Origin of the sequence: Streptomyces ardesiacus (assembly GCF_003112575.1) — a bacterium.
GTDB lineage: Bacteria > Actinomycetota > Actinomycetes > Streptomycetales > Streptomycetaceae > Streptomyces > Streptomyces ardesiacus.
The window spans coordinates 200,733-219,196 of sequence record NZ_BEWC01000003.1; the positions used below are offsets into that span (position 1 = coordinate 200,733).

At 68.9% G+C, this 18,464-nt stretch carries 13 protein-coding genes; 7 read left to right on the forward strand and 6 right to left on the reverse strand.

Annotated features, from left to right (window positions below):
- Window positions 1-34 precede the first annotated feature (34 nt).
- Window positions 35-1,006, forward strand: a complete 972-nt coding sequence (locus Sdi02f_RS13805) for a helix-turn-helix transcriptional regulator (protein WP_030399251.1) — start codon at window positions 35-37, stop codon at window positions 1,004-1,006.
- A gap of 134 nt (window positions 1,007-1,140) precedes the next feature.
- Here the strand turns inward: Sdi02f_RS13805 and Sdi02f_RS13810 are convergent, their stop codons facing one another.
- On the reverse strand, window positions 1,141-1,824 hold the full coding sequence (locus Sdi02f_RS13810; RefSeq protein WP_053664334.1) for a TetR/AcrR family transcriptional regulator: 684 nt from the start codon (window positions 1,822-1,824) through the stop codon (window positions 1,141-1,143).
- A gap of 400 nt (window positions 1,825-2,224) precedes the next feature.
- The gene (locus Sdi02f_RS13815) at window positions 2,225-3,223 is read right to left on the reverse strand and encodes a sigma-70 family RNA polymerase sigma factor (protein WP_030399253.1); all 999 of its coding nucleotides are present in this window, start codon (window positions 3,221-3,223) and stop codon (window positions 2,225-2,227) included.
- Window positions 3,224-3,436: 213 nt separating this feature from the next.
- Here Sdi02f_RS13815 and Sdi02f_RS13820 point away from each other — a divergent pair, with 213 nt between their 5' ends.
- The gene (locus Sdi02f_RS13820) at window positions 3,437-3,955 is read left to right on the forward strand and encodes a GNAT family N-acetyltransferase (RefSeq protein ID WP_031083465.1); all 519 of its coding nucleotides are present in this window, start codon (window positions 3,437-3,439) and stop codon (window positions 3,953-3,955) included.
- Between the two features lie 20 nt (window positions 3,956-3,975).
- Here the strand turns inward: Sdi02f_RS13820 and Sdi02f_RS13825 are convergent, their stop codons facing one another.
- A complete protein-coding gene (locus tag Sdi02f_RS13825) occupies window positions 3,976-4,737 on the reverse strand; it encodes a dioxygenase family protein (RefSeq protein WP_037800568.1) in 762 nt (253 codons plus the stop codon).
- A 123-nt stretch (window positions 4,738-4,860) separates the two neighbouring features.
- Here Sdi02f_RS13825 and Sdi02f_RS13830 point away from each other — a divergent pair, with 123 nt between their 5' ends.
- Window positions 4,861-5,352, forward strand: a complete 492-nt coding sequence (locus Sdi02f_RS13830; RefSeq protein ID WP_030399256.1) for a MarR family winged helix-turn-helix transcriptional regulator — start codon at window positions 4,861-4,863, stop codon at window positions 5,350-5,352.
- A gap of 103 nt (window positions 5,353-5,455) precedes the next feature.
- Here the strand turns inward: Sdi02f_RS13830 and Sdi02f_RS13835 are convergent, their stop codons facing one another.
- The gene (locus tag Sdi02f_RS13835) at window positions 5,456-7,000 is read right to left on the reverse strand and encodes an MFS transporter (protein ID WP_031083467.1); all 1,545 of its coding nucleotides are present in this window, start codon (window positions 6,998-7,000) and stop codon (window positions 5,456-5,458) included.
- Window positions 7,001-7,213: 213 nt separating this feature from the next.
- Window positions 7,214-7,867 carry a TetR/AcrR family transcriptional regulator gene (locus Sdi02f_RS13840; RefSeq protein ID WP_030399258.1) on the reverse strand — a complete coding sequence of 218 codons (654 nt, stop codon included), beginning with the start codon at window positions 7,865-7,867 and terminating at the stop codon, window positions 7,214-7,216.
- Window positions 7,868-8,166: 299 nt separating this feature from the next.
- Here Sdi02f_RS13840 and Sdi02f_RS13845 point away from each other — a divergent pair, with 299 nt between their 5' ends.
- From Sdi02f_RS13845 to Sdi02f_RS13860, 3 genes are all read left to right on the forward strand, one after another.
- On the forward strand, window positions 8,167-9,465 hold the full coding sequence (locus tag Sdi02f_RS13845) for a M6 family metalloprotease domain-containing protein (RefSeq protein ID WP_055468434.1): 1,299 nt from the start codon (window positions 8,167-8,169) through the stop codon (window positions 9,463-9,465).
- A 236-nt stretch (window positions 9,466-9,701) separates the two neighbouring features.
- A complete protein-coding gene (locus Sdi02f_RS13850; protein WP_245962186.1) occupies window positions 9,702-11,462 on the forward strand; it encodes an IclR family transcriptional regulator domain-containing protein in 1,761 nt (586 codons plus the stop codon).
- Between the two features lie 1,110 nt (window positions 11,463-12,572).
- Window positions 12,573-12,920, forward strand: coding sequence for a helix-turn-helix domain-containing protein (locus Sdi02f_RS13860; protein WP_108933333.1), 348 nt, complete (start codon window positions 12,573-12,575; stop codon window positions 12,918-12,920).
- A 619-nt stretch (window positions 12,921-13,539) separates the two neighbouring features.
- Here the strand turns inward: Sdi02f_RS13860 and Sdi02f_RS13865 are convergent.
- Entirely contained in the window at window positions 13,540-14,622 is a 1,083-nt protein-coding gene (locus Sdi02f_RS13865) for a hypothetical protein (protein ID WP_108933334.1), read from the reverse strand.
- A gap of 947 nt (window positions 14,623-15,569) precedes the next feature.
- On the opposite strand from Sdi02f_RS13865, the gene Sdi02f_RS35620 reads away from it, so the two are divergent.
- Window positions 15,570-18,461, forward strand: a complete 2,892-nt coding sequence (locus tag Sdi02f_RS35620) for a hypothetical protein (RefSeq protein WP_142199503.1) — start codon at window positions 15,570-15,572, stop codon at window positions 18,459-18,461.
- Window positions 18,462-18,464 lie beyond the last annotated feature (3 nt).

An 18,464-nucleotide genomic window follows, 5' to 3' on the forward strand; every position in this document is an offset into this window, starting at 1 on the left:
GATCGTGTCCTAAATCTGCGGCATCCTCGACGGCATGACGACGGACACCCCGGCCCGGCTGCTGACCCTCCTCTCCCTCCTCCAGACGCCCCGCGAATGGCCCGGCGGCGAGCTGGCCGAACGGCTCGGTGTCTCCCGGCGCACGGTCCGGCGTGACATCGACCGCCTGCGCGAGCTGGGCTATCCGGTCCAGGCGACGATGGGCACCGACGGCGGCTACCGGCTGGTGGCGGGCAAGGCGATGCCGCCGCTGGTGCTCGACGACGAGGAGGCGGTGGCCATCGCCGTCGGGCTGCGGGCGGGCGCCGGGCACGCCGTCGCGGGCCTGGACGAGGCGTCGGTGCGGGCCCTGGCCAAGCTGGAGCAGGTGCTGCCGTCCCGGCTGCGGCGCCGGGTCGCCACGCTCCAGTCCGCCACCACGCCGCTGACCAGCGGGGACGGGCCGAGCATCGCTCCCGAGACGCTGACCGTGATGGCCTCGACGGTGGCCGGGAACGAGCGGCTGCGGTTCGCCTACCGCGCGGCGGACGGCACCGAGACGCGGCGCGTGACCGAGCCGTACCGGCTGGTGTCGACGGGACGGCGCTGGTACCTGGTCGCCTACGACCTCGACCGGGCCGACTGGCGGACCTTCCGGGTCGACCGGGTGAGCGAGCCCTTCGCCACGGGGGCGCGGTTCGCACCCCGGGAACTGCCGACCGGTGACGCGGCCGAGTACCTGCGGCGCTCGATGTACCGGCGGAACGACTCCTACGGGATCACGGTCGTCTTCCACGCGCCGGCCGCGACCGTCGCAGCCCTGCTGCCGCCGTGGCTGGGGGTGCCCGAGCCGGCGGAGGACGGCGGATCGTGCGTGGTGCGGGCGACCGTGTCCGGTTCGGTGGAGTGGATCGCGGTGCGGCTGGCGACGACCGGGCTGGAGTTCCGGGTCGCGGAACCGGCGGAACTGGTGGAGTGCGTCCGGGAGATGGGGGCACGCCTGGCACGGGCGGCGGAGGACGGCTGACCTGCGCCGCCGCATCCGCCCGCCGTCACGCGCGTCGCACTCGCCCGCCGTCACACCCGCCGCACCGGGCCGCCGTCAGGCCCATCACGCCCGCCCGCCGTCCCGCCCGCCTTGCCCGCTCGCCGTCCCGCCCGTCACACCCGCCGCGCCGGGCCGTCCTCCCAGTCGAAGTCCCGCAGCACCGCCAGGTTCAGCAGCGCCTGCTCCAGGGGGCCGCTCGTGTCCTGAGGGGGCGCCGACGCCCAGTTCTCCGCCGCGACGCGCACGGCCGCGCCCGCCACGGCGGCGGCGAAGTGCAGCCGGGGAGCGGCGGCCAGCCGCGCGGCAACGTTGTCGTCACCGCCGGACATCCGCGCCGCCAGCGCCTCCACCAGCCCCCGCTCCGTGCGGTGGCAGACCTCCGCCCACACCTTGCGCAGCGCCGGGTTGCTCCCGGCCAGGCGGATGAGGGTGCGGGCCCCCTCCCAGGAGCGCGCCGAGACGCCCGCGCCCGGGGTCAGCGTGTGCCGCACGGCGTGTTCGAGGGCCTCGGGCGGGGACAGTTCGGCCGGCGCCTCGCGCACCGCGCACACCCAGCGCTCGGCGCCCAGGGCGTAGAGCGGCGCGATGGCCTCCTCCTTGGCCGCGAAGTAGCGGTAGAAGGTGCGCGGGGCGACCCCGGCGGCCCTGGCGATGTCCTCGGCCCGGGTGGCCCGCAGGCCCTGGCCGGCGAAGAGGCGGGCCGCCGCGCGGGCGATCTCCATCCGGGTCTCGGCCTTGCGCCGCTCGGTCAGGGAGGCCGGTCCGTCGGCGGGACGTGCGGGAACGGTGGAGCTCACGTCGGCAGGCTATGCCGCTGTGGCAGAATCTGCCATTCGGCGGGCCACCCCGGGGTTCAGGTTCGGGGTGCCCCGCCCCTTTCGCACCGGCCCACCGGCCCGTCCCACGGCCCTGCGGCACGGCCACGAGGAAGGAGCCGGGCTGCGGCGCCCCGGGGGGAGAGGCGCCGGGCAGCCCGGCTCGGGAAGTCCCGGCGCCGGGGGGAGTGCGTCGGGACGTGGTCTGTGGTGCCGCGCCGGGGCGCGGGAGGGGCCGTGCCTTCGGGGGCCCGGGAGCCGGACGAACGGGCTCGCCCGTCTCTTTCCCGGCCCCGGCCGGTTGAAGCAGCGTTGTACGGCCATGTTTGCGCCGGGTTCAGCACCCGGCGTACGCCCCACCCGCCACGTCACGCCCCCCGCGTCACGCCGCCGCCTCGAAGCCGGTGTCGCGGGCCAGCTTCTTCAGCTCCAGCAGCGCGTGCTTCTCGATCTGGCGGATGCGCTCACGCGTGAGGCCGTGCTCCTTGCCGACCTCGGTCAGCGTGCGCTCGCGGCCGTCGTCGATGCCGTACCGCATCTTGATGATGGAGGCCGTGCGCGGGTCGAGGCGGCCGATGAGGTCGTCCAGCTCCTCGCTGCGCAGCAGGGTCAGCACCGACTGCTCGGGCGACACGGCGGAGGTGTCCTCCAGCAGGTCGCCGAACTGGGTCTCGCCCTCGTCGTCCACCGACATGTTCAGCGAGACCGGGTCGCGGGCCCAGTCGAGCACGTCGACGACGCGCTCGGGCTTCGAGCCCAGCTCGGCGGCGATCTCGGCGGGCTCCGGCTCGCGGCCGTGCTCGCGGTTGAACTCGCGCTGCACGCGCCGGATCCGGCCCAGCTCCTCCACCAGGTGGACGGGCAGGCGGATGGTGCGCGACTGGTCGGCGATGGACCGGGTGATGGCCTGACGGATCCACCAGGTCGCATACGTCGAGAACTTGAAGCCCTTGCGGTAGTCGAACTTCTCGACGGCGCGGACCAGGCCGGCGTTGCCCTCCTGGATCAGGTCGAGGAGCGGCAGCCCGCTGCGCGGGTAGCGGCGGGCGACGGCGACGACCAGGCGGAGGTTGGAACGGATGAAGACGTCCTTCGCCCGCTCGCCCTCGTCGACGAGGGCCTGGAGCTCCTCACGGGTGGCGTCGGCCCCGGTCTCCTCGTACCCTTCGAGGACCTGCCGTGCGAACACACCCGCCTCGATGGTCTGGGACAGCTCGACCTCCTTGGCGGCGTCGAGCAGCGGTGTCCGGGCGATCTCGTCGAGGTACATGCCGACCAGATCGCGGTCGGCGAGCTCGCCGCCGTTCGCGCGGACGCTGGTTGCCGAGCCGGAGGTCTCGCCGGTGGCGGACTTACGACGGGCGACGGCACGGGTTGCCATGCGTGCTCCCTTGCGATGGTGGTTCAGCGGGTGGTCCTGTGGACGCTCGGGCTCCGTGCGGGTGGTCTCCGTGTGTCTGGATCCCTGCCGGGGACTCTCCTCGGGTGCCCTGCATCCGATGGAAACAACGACTGGAATCCGGACAGAATTCCCAACCCGCCCCTCAATTTTTCTGATCATGCAGTACCCTGTGCCGCCACACGAGGAGGCGGGATGCCACCGGGAACTGCGGAGGTCCAGGTCAGGCCGGGAGTCGAGGCCGATCTCGAGGCCCTCACCGACCTCTACAACCACTACGTACGTGAGACGCCCCTCACGTTCGACACCGAGCCGTTCACCCCGGAAGAACGCCGCCCTTGGCTGCTCTCCCACCCTGAAGACGGCCCCCACCGGCTGAGGGTTGCGAGGGACGCGGGGTCACAGGAGATTCTGGGGTACGCCACTTCCAGCCCCTACCGCGCGAAACCCGCCTACGCGACCTCGGTGGAGACCACCGTCTACGTCGCTCCGGGGGCCGGCGGCCGCGGCATCGGCTCGCTCCTCTACACGGCCCTCTTCGACGCCCTGGCCGGCGAGGACCTGCACCGGGCCTACGCGGCCCTCGCCCAGCCCAACGAGGCCTCGGCGCGGCTGCACGCCCGCTTCGGCTTCCGGCACGTGGGCACGTACCGGGAGGTGGGCCGCAAGTTCGGGCGGTACTGGGACGTGGCCTGGTACGAGAAGCCGCTCTAGGCGGCTCCCGGGCCCGTCGCTCAGCCGAACTGGACCGAACGCTTGGCCAGCCCCATCCAGAACCCTTCGATCACCGACCGCCGCAGGTCCAGCTCGCCGGCCGCGTCCGCCGCCCCCATGGTCACGAACAGGGGCGCGAAGTGCTCGGTGCGGGGGTGGGCGAGCCGCCCCGCCGGGGACTTGCGGGTGAAATCGAGCAGGCCGTCCACGTCCCCGCCCTCCAGCGCCCGCTGCCCCCAGTCGTCGAACTCGGCGGACCAGGAGGGGATGCCGCCCTGGCGCAGCGCGGCCAGGTTGTGGGTGAAGAAGCCGGAGCCGATGATCAGCACGCCCTCGTCGCGCAGCGGCGCGAGCCTGCGGCCGATCTCCATGAGCCGCGCCGGGTCGAGGGTCGGCATGGAGACCTGGAGCACCGGGATGTCGGCGCCGGGGTACATCTCGACCAGCGGCACGTAGGCGCCGTGGTCGAGGCCGCGGTCGGGGACGTCCTGCACGGGCGTGCCGGGGGCGCGCAGCAGCTTGCGCACGGACTCGGCGAGCCCGGGGGCGCCGGGGGCCTCGTAGCGCACCTGGTAGTAGTGCTCCGGGAAGCCCCAGAAGTCGTAGACCAGGGGCACGGTCCGGGTGGCGCCGAGGGCGAGGGGGGCCTCCTCCCAGTGGGCGGAGACGACGAGGATCGCCTTGGGGCGGGGCAGGGCGGCGGCCCAGGCGGCGAGTTCGCCGGGCCAGACGGGGTCGTCGGCCAGCGGCGGGGCGCCGTGACTGAGATAGAGGGCGGGCATGCGCTCCTGCGGGGCGACGGTCATGGCGGACTCCTCACATACTTGAAACCTCAACCTTTACTCGACGCCAATCTACCCCCAGTTTGTTTAAGATTCAAGAAATAGTCTCGTACAGTGGGCGGTATGAACGACGAACCCCGATGGCTCACCGCCGAGGAGCAGCTCGTCTGGCGCTCCTACATCGAGGCCGCCACCCTCCTCGAGGACCACCTCGACCGACAGCTCCAGCGCGACGCGGGCATGCCGCACGTCTACTACGGCCTCCTGGTCAAGCTGGCCGAGTCGCCGCGCCGGCGGCTGCGGATGACGGAGCTGGCCAAGTACGCCAAGATCACCCGGTCCCGGCTCTCCCACGCGGTGGCCCGCCTGGAGAAGAACGGCTGGGTGCGCCGCGAGGACTGCCCCTCCGACAAGCGCGGCCAGTTCGCCATCCTCACGGACGAGGGCCACGAGGTGCTGCGCCGGACGGCACCGGGCCACGTGAACGCCGTGCGCCAGGCGGTCTTCGACCGACTCACCCCCGAACAGCAGAAGTCCCTCGGCGAGATCATGCGGATCGTCGCCGAGGGACTTCAGCCGAGCGAAGCGGGTGCGGACCTGCCCTGGCTGCGCTGACCGCGCGGCCGGGGCAGGTCCGCGGGAACCGTGCGGACGGGGCGTCCCCTCCCCGTCCGCACGGGTGGAGCAGGGGCCCGAGCGGGTACCGGGACCGGCGTCGTCAGTGGACGACGACCGGCACCGGCAGCTCGTCCTCGGCCGCGTCGCCCGTACGGGACCCGGCGACGGGGCCGACGCCCGGACGTCCGGCGTTGACGAAGGTCAGGGCGACGGCGGCCGCCACGACCAGGATGCCGACGGCGAACCAGATCGCGCTGGTGTAGCCCTGCACCTGCCCCTGCAACTGGACCAGCTGCTGCTGGGAGCGGGAGGACGCGCCCCCGATGTGGTCGGCGATGTACGACGTGGTCGCCGAGGCGGCGATCGTGTTCAGCAGCGCCGTGCCGATCGCCCCGCCCACCTGCTGCGAGGTGTTGACCATCGCCGAGGCGACACCGGCGTCCCGCGGCTCCACGCCCGTGGTGGCCAGGGACATAGCCGGCATGAACGCCGTACCCATGCCGAGGCCGAGCAGGAGCATGCCGGGCAGCAGCACACCGGCGTAGGAGGTGTCGACCTCGAGCTGGGTCAGCAACAGCATGCCGACGGCGGCGACGAGGAAGCCGGGACCCATCAGCAGCCGGGGCGGGACCCGGGTCATCAGGCGGGTGCCGATCTGGGTGGAGCCCGTGATCATGCCGACGACCATCGGCAGGAAGGCGAAGCCGGTCTTCACCGGCGTGTAGCCCTTCACGATCTGCAGGTAGTAGGTCAGGAAGAGGAACAGGCCGAACATCGCGATGATCGCCAGGCCCAGCGAGAGGTAGACGCCTCCCCGGTTGCGCTCGGTGATCACGCGCAGCGGCAGCAGCGGAGTGCGGACCTTCGACTCGACCAGCACGAAGGCCAGCAGCAGCACGGCGGAGCCGACGAACATGCCGACCGTCACCGCGTCGCTCCAGCCCTCGGACTCGGCGCGGGTGAAGCCGTAGACGAGCGCCACCAGACCCAGGGTGGACAGGATCACGCCGGGGACGTCGAGCGGGGCGCGGTTGCGGCCGCCCTTCGGCTCACGGACGACGAGGTAGGCGCCGGCCGCGGCGACGACGGCGAACGGCACGTTGACGAAGAAGGTCCAGCGCCAGTTCAGGTACTCGGTGAGGAAACCGCCGAGGATCAGGCCCACGGCGGCACCGCCACCGGCGATCGCGCCGTAGATGCCGAAGGCCTTGGCGCGCTCCTTGGCGTCCGTGAACATCACGGCGAGCAGGGAGAGCGCGGCGGGCGCGAGCAGGGCGCCGAAGACACCCTGGAGGGCGCGGGAGCCGAACATCATCGCCTCGTTGGTGGCCGCGCCGCCGAGCGCGGACGCCGCGGCGAAACCGGCCAGCCCGGTGATGAAGGTGCGCTTGCGGCCCCACTTGTCGGATATCCGGCCGCCGAAGAGCAGCAGACCGCCGAAGGCGAGCGCGTAGGCCGTGACGACCCACTGCCGGTTGCCGTCGGAGATGCCGAGGTCCTGCTGGGCGGAAGGCAGGGCGATGTTCACGATGGTGGAGTCGAGGACCACCATCAGCTGGGCGAGCGCGATGAAGACCAGCGCTTTCCAGCGGCCGGCGTCCGGGGCGTCGGACACGCCGGAGGCCTGGACGGCTGACTGAGACATGGGGATACCCACTTCGGACTTCGTGACGGAAAAAGACGAGAAAAGGGACGACTGATCCCGCGGCGCCGGCCCGCCGTCAGCGACGGCGCTGACGGCTCGGCATCGATGACGGAACCGGTGGAACTGACTGAAGGAACCGAACGGACCGAACGGGCTGTACGGGCTGTACGAACCGAACGAACTGAACTGGCTGAACGGGCTGAACGGGCTGAACTACTGGTCGCAGGGCCGGCGCAGGTCCTCCAGGGTCACGGCCGTCCCCGGCAGGGCGGAGCGGGCGGGAACCCGCAGCCCGTCCAGGAAAAGCTGCAGATGGCGATGGACGAACCGGTCGGCGCTGACACACCCCGTGCCGGCCGGGGGCCGGCTGAGCTGGGCGGCGGCGATCATCAGATCGCCCACGCCCACGTCGTCACGGAGCTGACCGGCCGCCTTCGCCCGGTCCATGACCTCGGCGACGAGCCGTTCGACCCGTTCGCGCGCCGCTTCCAGGTCGGGGTGGTGCTGGTCGAACGTGCTGGACACCATGGGACACAGCGCGCTGATGCGCTCGTCGGCGGAGGCGTGCACGAAGCGCTCCAGCGCCTCGAACGCGTCCCCGGTCTCGTCGAGCGCCAGCTCGGCCGCCCGTGCCGTACGGTCCATGACCGAGCAGACGACCTCGCGGACGAGGGCGTCGCGGTCGGGGAAGTTGCGGTACACCGTGGCGTTGCCGACGCCGGCCCGGCGGGCGACGTCGTCGAGCGGCACGTCCGGGCCGTGCTCGACGAACATCTCCCGGGCGGCGGCGACGATCCGCTCCCGATTGCGCAGAGCATCGGCGCGGGGCCGGGCCGCCTTGCGCTGGTCGGGGGTCGCGGTCTGCACGGCGCACTCCTTGGTCTGTCTGGGTCAGTGGGCTCACGATCCGGGGAGACAGTCCCCGTTTCGCTCGGACACAGGTCTAAACGGGGAAACGATCCCCGGTTATTTCCCGCTCCCGAAGAACTTTCCGGTGACCTGGCTCACACTCACGGCCGGACCGGTCCGCACGTCACCCGGTCGGCGGCTACCGGCGAGAAACCCACGATCGGCCCCTCCAGCGCGCGCCCGCCCATCCGGCGGCCCAGGGTGAGCCCAAGGGCGCAGCCGGTGTCGGGCGGCTGCCGTGGCACGGGGAGGTCCGCATGCGGTCGCACGGGCAGGCGCAGCCACCGAGCCACCGCATACGCCCGCGCCGACTGGCCGCGGCCACGACCGTCGCCGTCCTGACCCTCGCCCTCAGCACCTCGGCCGGCACCGGCCGGCTCGCGCCCGGCACCTCGACCTCGGGCCCCGGCCCCGCCGCCCTCTCCCGCTCCTCCGCGCACGGCCCCTGCATGATCAGCGGCGGTTCCGAGATCCAGATGTCCGAGGGCGTACCGACCTCCACCGGGTACGCCCGCTCGACCGGCACCGTCCGCGCCCTCACCCTGATGATCGACTTCTCCGACGCGCCCGGCGAGGGCAAGGCGCTCGACCGGTACGCGGAGTTCTTCCCGCAGACCCAGGAGTGGTTCCGCACCAGCAGCTACGGCCGCCTCGACTACCGCCCCGAAACCCCGGTCCGGGACTGGCTCCGGATGCCCAAGTCCTTCGCGGAGTACGGCATAGAACGCGGCGCCCCCTTCGAACCCGGCTACCGCAAACTGGTCCAGGACATGGTCGCCGCGGCCGACTCGAAGGTCGACTTCCGGGCGTACGACCTCGTGAACGTCCTGGTCACCCCGAACGCGGGCCCCTCCGCCCTGGACACCGTCCTGTCCGTGACCTTCGCCGGCAACAAGGAGGCCCCGGTCGCCGACGGCGTCCCGGTGTCCAACGCCTCCTTCGTCTACTCCCGTCAGGACGACGGCTCCGGCTCCTACGGCGAGACCGGCTACCGGGTCCTCCCCCACGAGAACGGCCACGTCTTCGGCCTCCCCGACCTCTACACCCAGGAGGGCGGAGGCGCCGTGGGCCACTGGGACATCATGAGCGAGGACTGGGGCGCCGACAACGACCTCCTCGGCTGGCACAAGTGGAAGCTGGGCTGGCTCGACCCCACCCAGGTGCACTGCGCCTCGGCCCCCGGGACGACCGAGTACACGCTGACGCCGCTGGCCCGCAAGGGCGGCGACAAGCTGGTGGTCCTCCCGCTGAGCGGCACGTCCGGCTACGCGCTGGAACTGCGCACCCGCGAGGGCAACGACGCGACGGTGTGCCGGCCCGGCGTACTGATCTACAAGGTCGACGCGGACGTGGACACCGGAATGGGCCCGGTGCGGGTCTACGACTCCCAGCGCGACAGCGGCGGCTGCACCCGCAGCCCCAACGTCCACGCCGAACTCTCGGACGCCGCCTTCACCGAGGGCGAGACCTTCAAGGACCCGCGCAAGGGCATCACGGTCAAGGTGACCGGGAAGGACGCGAAGGGCGACGTACGGGTGCGGGTCACCCGCAAGTGACGCAGGGGGCACGGGGCGGGCGACCGGGACGCGGACGACGGCCGGGGCACGGACGGAGGGGAGCACGAGCGGCCCTGCGGACGGGCCGGACCGACGCGGGGACGGTCCGAGCCACCGTACGAACTCGCCGGACCGCCGCGGGGACGCACCGAGCCACCGTACGGACGGGCGGACCGACGAGGCGACGGGCCGGGCTACCGTAGGCGACCTGCCGTGACCGCCGTACCGGAGAGCCGATGCCCGCCCACAGTCCTGACGACGCCGCCCCCGACGGGGCCCACGCCCCGGCTGCCGCCGCCGCACCGGACGCGGGCGCACCGGACGCGGGCGCACCGGCGAGGACGGTCCCGGCGGAAACGGACCGGACGGGATCGGTTCTGCCGGAGCCGGACCCGGCGGGATCGGTTCTGCCGGATTCGGACCCGGCGGGAACGGGCCTCCCGGATACGGTCCCGTCCGAGGCGGTCACCCCCCTCCTCCGTGGCATCGCCGTACTCCGCCGGCTGACCGAGGCGGACGACGGCACCCTCAGCCTCAGCGCCCTGGAGAAGACCACCGGCCTGGCCCGCTCCACGGTCGACCGCCTCACGGCGACCCTCGCCCGCATGGGATACGTCCGCCTGGACGGCCGCGACGTCGCCCTGGCCCCCCGCCTGATGGAACTGGGCAACGCCTACCTCGCCGCCCTGCGCCTGCCCGCCCTGCTCTCCGCCCGCGCCGACGCCCTGGCCGACGAACTCGACGAGTCGGTGTCCCTGGCGGTCGGCGACCGGGACGGCATCCGCTTCATCCACCAGGCCACCCGCCGCCGCGCCATGTCCCTGAGCTTCCGCATCGGCGACCTCCTCCCGGCCGAACGCACGGCCCCGGGCCCCCTCTTCGCCACGGAATGGACCGACCCCGACTGGCAGCACTGGCGCACCCGCCGGGCGGCAGACCCGGCGGACCGCACCTTCCCGGCCGTACCGCCCCGCGAACACCCCACCCCCGACGAGGACTTCGTCCGGCGTACGGCCGAGGCGGCGGCTGACGGCCACGCACTGGACGACCAGCTGATCGAACCGGGCCTGGTGGCACTCTCGGTCCCCGTACGGGACCCCGGCAGCGGCCGGGTGGCCTGCGTGGCGAGCGTCGTGAGCCACACCAGCCGCCACACGGCCACCGACCTGCGGACGTCCCTGCTCCCCCGCCTGCGTACGGCGGTGGCGGCCATGGAGGACGACCTGCGCACGGCCCCTCCCCCGGCGCCCGGCCCGCCCCGGGCCGGCCTGGCCACCTGGACGGGCGCGTCGAAACAGGAACTGGGCCGGGAGTTCGTGGAGTCCCTGGCCCGCGGACTGACCGTACTGACGGCGTTCGGCGAGGGCCGCTCCGCCCTGACCCTGACCCAGGTGGCGAAGGCGACGGGCCTGGCCCGGGCAACGGCACGCAGGGCCCTGATCACCTTCACGCACGCCGGTCTGGTCTCCCCCGCCCCCGACGCCGCCTTCACCCTCACCCCGCGCGTTCTGTCCCTCGGCTTCCCGCCCCTCTCCCGCACCTCCCTGCCCGAGATCGCCCAGCCCCACCTGACCGCCCTGGCGGACCGCGTCCACGAATCGACGTCCCTCGCCGTCCTCTCCGACACGGGCACGGAGATCCAGTACACGGCCCGGGCGTCCACACCCCGCGTCCTGAGCGCCCGCGTCACCGTCGGCGCCCGCCTCCCGGCCCGCGCGACGGCCCTGGGCCGCGTCCTGCTGGCCCTCCCCGAGGTACGGGCGCGGGGCTACGCCCTCGTCGACGAGGAACTGGAGGCGGGCCTGCGGGCCGTCGCGGTCCCGGTACGCGACCGCACGGGAAGAGTGGTCGCGGCCCTGAACGTCGCCATGCACGCGGCCCGCCGCACGACGCAGGCCTGCGAAGCGGAGATCCTCCCCGAACTGACCCGTACGGCATCCGCCATCGAGGCGGACCTCCGCGTGGCGGGCCACTTCGTCCACGTCCCCCCGGCCTGACCCCCTCCCCTCACGACCACGCTGCTCACCACCGCCTCCACCCCGTCCCCCGATCCGCTAACCTGTTGGCACCGCCGCCCACAGCGGCAGGCCCCGCCTTCGTGGGGCTTGATCGAAACTCTGAGAGCACAGGTCAGAGAGGGCGGCCTCTCTGACCTCAGAACGCGCTTCGAGTGATCTGGGAACGCTATCAGCGTCGCCGCAGGTCACGGCCTGTCAGCCCTCATCCCGCTCACACCTCTTGGGCGCGCATCGGCGCGATGGTTGAGTCTTCCGCTCCACGCCTATCGCTTTCATTCGCTCCGGCGCCCCTCAGGGGCGCCGAGGCGGCCATTGCCGGACTCTCAAGGCATGAGAGGTATCGCAACCCGCCGACACGGCCACTGCTCACAAGAAGTTGCCGTCATTGACGAGCAGGAGCGTGTCTTGCTCAGACGCTCGCCCGGTAAGAGGGCGTGGACGCCATTGAGGGCGGCAGTGGTCCGCCTCCAGCCGACCGGTTTCTCCCTCATGCGAATCCAGGACCCTCTGTTCAGTCACTGGTACTTGGCCGCAGTTCCCGTGGTCGGCAAGTACACGCCCCCTTCGACCGCACCGACTCAAGTCGCCACCAGGCACATTTTCGCCGTCCGTCGGGACCGAATGAGAAACCTCACCCTTCGTCCTTGCTCGAGCACGTCACCAGATGCCGTGTATGCCTGGCATCCCCTGACGGAGGTCGAGGGTGACCTGCATGTGCACCCGCACGAGCTCGGCCCATTTCTGCGGGGCTATCTGGAGGGGTGGATCCCCGATGGCGTCATCACCCTCACGGAATGAACGACGCACAATCCTGCCCATGGGCAGGGCAGACGGAGCCCACGAGGCGGCTCGACGTCATCCGCAGTGCGGTCGTCCTCGGCATCCTCACAGAGCTCGGCTACCTCGTCGAGGCAGACCCGTCAGGGCGCACGCGGACACTGATCAGAACTTCCCGCCAGCGGCCAGCAACCGTCTCCGCAAAGCCGCAACAAGAATGCCGACGTCGCTGCCTCCCATGACCTAAAATGGTGTGTACTTGCACCAACACGAGGCGTGTGTCGACTCAACCGGCACGGAGGGACGGGCCCCATGGCGACGTGGGATCATTTCGGCATGCCCCGGAGCAACAACGACCAACTGCCGGCGACATACATCGCCTCCGGCGAGTGGCCGTACGCCCGGCTCGTCGAGAGCGCCCCCGTCAGCGCACACTATGGCCAGGCCTTCGCACGCAACCTGGCGACGGCCATGGCGGCCTCCGAGATCGGCCTGCGCACGCTCGGCGACAAGGCGGGCGTCTCCCACGCCACGATCAGCCGGCTGCTCCGAGGGATGGTCCTGCCCGACCTGGGGACCCTGGCGCGACTGGAAGTGGCGCTGGGCAAGAGCTTGTGGCCCGGGCCAGCCGCTTGGACGGAAAGAGACCGCAGGTTCTGAGCAGCCGCTCAGAGCTGGCTGGGAGCGTCGCCCCCATCTCACGGCGCAATATGCCCGCGCCATGTCAGTCTGGGTCCCTCAGTAGTCCTCAGCATTGTCAGTGGCGGGAGGTGCCATTGCGGCCGGGTGCCCGACAGTGTGGCAGGGCGCCGGCCAACGGCGGACACCGATCCAGTACGGCTGGAGGTTGCGTGGCCGTCGACAAGCGACGGGTGCGTACCGCGGTGGTCGGCCACGCCGATCCCAAGCTCCCCTTGGCCCTTCCGATGGAAGCGATAGAACTCGACGACTTCCGGGCTCACCCTGCGAGCAGGCCTTCTGACGCGGCGTGTTGCTTGGCGGTTGTGGACACGGTCTCATTGACAAGCTGTACACCGATGGCCCAGGACGGCGTCGTTCAGGGTCTACCCGGTTTGATCACATGATGCCGCGGGTGGTCAGTGTCGGGTGGCGCCTCGGAAATGCTTACGCAGGCTGGCGGCGGTCAGGCGGAGGGTGCCGATGGCCAGGTTGCACAGTGCGGCCAAGGCTTGGGGCGCGGTCCCTGTGGGCTCGTCCGATCGGAGGGTGTAGTCCGGGTGCAACCGTCCCGCAATGAAGGTATCCGCCGCAAACAGATTTACTCGTCTTGCGCGAGTTGCAAGGGCTCGTCTTCGTCGGGCGCGAGCACCTGGAGGATTTGGCCGGAAGACGTCATGACGTAGCAATTCTCGGTGTCGCCATTGATTCTGGGCGGGGAGACTCGGGCGCGGAGTCGCTCTTGTCGCGCCGCCACTGACTTGCTGGAGTCACGCCAACGGCCCTTGAGCTCAACCTGGGTGAGGCGTTCGGTCAGCTCGATCGCGACCGCATCAGCGTCCTCCAACTCTTGAACCTGCGCCTCCACAAACTTGCGCAGTGCGGCGTAAGGGTTGGTGGGATCCATCAGCGCTACCGACGCCGCGTTGGCAACCATTGCCTTGCGTCGTATCGCAATCGCGGCTCGCGCCAAGTGAAGCTCCCGGACGAAGTGGTCAACCTCCTTCGCCTCGCCGCCAAGAGTCTCCTCCAGACGGCGATAGTCGACCCTGCCGTCGTCATCCATCAGTTCGTCGATGACACCGCGGTGCTTCTCCAGAAACTGCTGAGAGCGGTAGAACTCGTCGTCTGCGCTCTTCAAGGCGAGCTCAAGATTCGGATCGTGGCCGTCAAGCATGAGACTGATCGCGCGGGACAACTGAGCATCGGCCGACCGCTGATCCTTGATCCGTTCGATGTAGTGACGTTCGTCTTGGCGGCCCAGGAAGGCATCAACTCGACGTTGGAATACCCGCTGTTCACGTTGAGCCACCATGTCTACCGCCAGGACAGTTCCGGCGACGGCCAGCACCGGCCAACCTGCCGCGACTGCTCCTCCAGCAGCGACAGGCTTCAGAACGGCATGTGTTGTCTTGCCGCCGCTGCGAGAAAACCCTCGGAACCCAGAAGTACCGGCAGCCTTGACGAGCTCTGCTCCCTTTGGCAGCACCACCCGGAACAACGTCGGGCTCTTCGGGTTGAGGGCCTCCACGAGCCCGGCCACCACCTGCTGAAGAGCCGGCGCGTTCACGGGCACCGTCCGGAACTCCGCGACCTCCGGCTCGCTGACCGGGTAGTACTCGACAGCGGCTGGCGCCGCTGCGGCCTCGAGCGCCTCCCAGATCGCGGCGGACGTCGAGCCCACGGATCGGAGAACGTCCTCGGGGACCAAAAGCCCTGCTGGAGGGAACTCGGGCCGAACTTCGACAGCTGCCGTGGCGCTTGGTGCAGTGTGTCCGCCCGAGGCGGTGGTGATCCTTCGCGAGAATCTCCAGAGCAGCCAAGCGGTGACAAGCACTGCGATAGCGAAGACGGCGACCAGCTCAATAGGCATTGACATCAAGCCAGGTCACGTCCTTCAACAGGCTGCGATGGGCACCCGAGCATAGCGAGGATCGCCCGCCATACCGGGATCGCGCTCGCGTCGAACGGGGCACGGAAGGCCTCGGCCCCCCTACCCATGTACTACAGAGTGACTGCTGACCTGTGCCGTTGAGCGGACATGCTGACTGTTGCGGCAGAGGAGCAACACGTGCTTGGAGCGGAGGAGTTAGCGGTCGTTATCGACGGTCGCGGGCATCTGTTCGCGCGGCCGGGGCCACGGGATGTCTTCGCGGATCCGAGGGAGGGCTGCTGCCCGCCCTGCGGAAGAGAACGCGCGGCCATGTCACGCCGTCAGGGATGCAGAAGTTCCTGAAGCGGCTTCGTGGTCGGCAGACGCCCTGCACGATTCGAGGTGCGCGCCTACGTCGCCGACTCTTGGGCGACCCGGCTGTGACGCTCGTCCTCGACGACACCCAGGTGCAAAAGAAGGGCCCAAGGGGGTGCGGGTAGGCCCGTCAGCGTCGCGGGGTGACCGGCACGACATCCGGAACTGCCAGGGTCCCGACGATGCTGACGTACGCCGCCCCGGGCGGGCACGCCTACATTCGAGCGCCGCCTGTTACCTGCCCGCGGCCTGGACCGACGACCGCGCCCGCTGCCGGGAGGCCGGCGGGGATGGTCGTTCTCGCCCAACCATGTCCGCACTGCCATCGGCTTGTCCCAAACTGTGTCTAGTGCAAGGCGGGACCCAGGGGAGGGAGACCGAGCGTGGCAAGAACGGCGCCTGCCGGACCGACGGAGGTCCTCAAGTACCTACATGAGTACCTCGATGAGCACTTTCGGACACTTCATACACATCGCCAGGCACTACAGCCAACAGCGCCCGTCTTCGCCCTGGAGCACGAACTCAACCAGGATGACCTTGAATTGCTCTCGAATGCGGTGTGCGGGGCTGTCGTAGAGGGATTCGACATTCGACACCGAACCTGGTGGTTGCCATTCGTAGTGCACGCTGCTGAGATCGGATATCTCTATACCGGAGACGAGTACTGGCCCCTGTTCTCCCAGAAGACACCGGGCTGGGAGCGTGGCCCGCACCGGAAAATAGACAATAACCGTAAATACATTAAGCAGTGGTTCAAACGGTTTGCGGCCGAGTACGGCGGGATTGAACCCAAGGGAGCTTTTGCTAAGAACTTTAGCATCATCGCATGGCCAATCACGCATGCCATCATGCCAGCTGACCTACAACGCCAGATGGCGCAGCTTCTATACGAGGCGCGCGCAATACTTACACCGGCCATGCTTGATGACCCACGCGTTCTGGGCGCCAGCCTGGCATCGCGCACGGGCGGGTACAGCGATCGCTTCCAAAAATTCTGCTCGAACCAGATCCTGGTCGGACATATTTCCGCAGCTCTACTATCAGGCGACGACGAGAAATCTCCGTACCTGGTGCAATCGGCGCTAATTCGTCTACTTGACGACCTAACGGAAGAGCATGATTCACGAAACTGGCTGTACCAGGCTAAGCGCTCGGCGCACACAGTCCGCTCTAGCGGATTTCTTCCGACGAGTACGAGCTCGGGGCCTGCGCAGCGAGGACAGCCTCTACCGACTGTCTCCAATCCGAAACTCCTCTTGCGCCAAGAAGCCAACGGTTGGTGCCCCTATTTGGGCCTACCCGACCTCACAACTCTTCAAGCGGAAAATATTCAGGTCGGCGAGGAACTGCGGACACGGCGCCCAAAAATCGAAGGACGTCACCAACCACTTCCTCGCGGAAAACTGCTGTACCCAGGCAAAGTACAGCTAACCACGTGGCCTCGGCCGGGCGTGCCCATCATTCAATTAGAGCAGGGATCCACACAAGTCAATGAGCTGATCGCCGAGCGTTGCGCCATCACTAGGGGTCCATGGTGGCTCTTCCGGAAGCAACCCGGAGGTCTAGCTATCGAGATCAAAGGCGGAGTTGTCCGGCCAGGTCATGAATATTGCCTGGTCGGCCGCGCCGGCCTTCCCCCCCTGGCGCTACCTTGGATATCTGAGACATTTATTCTTGCTGATGGAGTGAATGCTTTCGACTTAAAGGTGCCCCACACCCTTAGCGAAGAAGAGGTCACTCAGCTCGCGGCAGTGGGCCTGTCAGTGGTGTCGACCGTGTCCATCCACCCTGTGGGGCTTATTCCGGCTTCCTGGGACGGGGAAGGAGTTGCCGAGTGGATGGCCGGGGAACCAGCACTCCTCATGGTGAAGTCTACTCAAGCGACAGAGAAATGTTCAGTAAGAATAGACGGTGGACTACCTTCTCTACTCGAATGGCCTGCAGGTAGTCAAGAACTAGTCTTCGCTCTCGAGGACCTTCCTGTAGGCACGCACGAGGTACATGTTGCACTCCTAACCAGGAGTGCAGGCAGGCCCTTTGTGAACGGTTCGCTTATTGTCACTATTCGCGATCCTCACCCAAGCTTGGAGGAGAACACTGAGGGGGCAGGCATCCGGCTGTTCGCCACTCCAGCCCGCCCGAAGCTAACCGAGATTTGGGACGGTCGGGCAAGTCTCTCGGTAGACGGCCCTGTGGGGACGAGGGCTGAGCTGAGTATTGTGCTGCGCGACGAATCCGACAAGGAACTGGTTCGCCAGCGTCACACAATCTCGCTTCCCTTTGACGACAGCGCATGGACGAGGTTGGCAGCCCAGGAGTTCCGCAAGGGAAGGCTGCAGAGTGTTTACAATGTAGCCGAGTCATGCGAGATCTCGGTTTCCCGCAGCGGAGTCGGCTTCGCGTCACTCAGATGTGAACGTGGCTTTCATCCGCTCCGTTGGATTCTCACTAAGCAGCGCAACGGTGGGCACGCCGCACGTCTAATCGACCGTACAGACGGCGATTGCACTCAGGTGCTCCTCTTCTCTGTGGAGAATCCTCTGCTCGGTGAGCAGCAAGATGCCCGACGGGCGATTACCGTCCCAGCGAGTGGTGGCATGCTTCGAGCTACTTCCGGCCACGCGGCCGCAGCCATCATCCTGCCTCCTGACCCAAATTGGCTGCGTCAGAGGCCGAACGACCAGCCAAACATCCGCTGCACAGGCACTCCCATGTCCGACGTGCTCGAACTAATCCGTGGACACCACCGATGGCAGGATGCTGATCTGTCAGCCGATCCCTTCTCATACCGCCAGCGGCAACTGGTGCTCGATGCGATTACAGCGGCCCTCGTGTCCCTCACGGCCGGGAACAGATGGTCTCATTTGGAGCGCAGACGTGGTCGTCTTAGTGCGCATAGGAGGCCAGACACGTTGGATGAAATGCAGAAGCTCGTAGGCGAGGCTCAGGCACAACGTGCAGTAGCCCGCTACATCGCTGACCATCTCTGGAAGTGGGCGGATTCGCTGCCGGCATTGCGGGAGGGCTTGAGCCAGGCGATCAGCCCCATCGCGTCAGACACTGGTATCGGCGACCCGCGTGTCGCAGCGGAATTTCTACTGCTTCTTGCAAGCACACCGGGGTCTCTGGAGAGTTGGGACGAGATCGAGAGAGACAAAATGCTGAGGTGTGTGCTGATATCACCCGTCCTTATTCGTGCGGCTCGATTCGCGATAATGGGTACTGAGGACCTTCGAGAGGTATCAGAGCAGTCGATTGTCGGAGGCACCCGGTGAAAG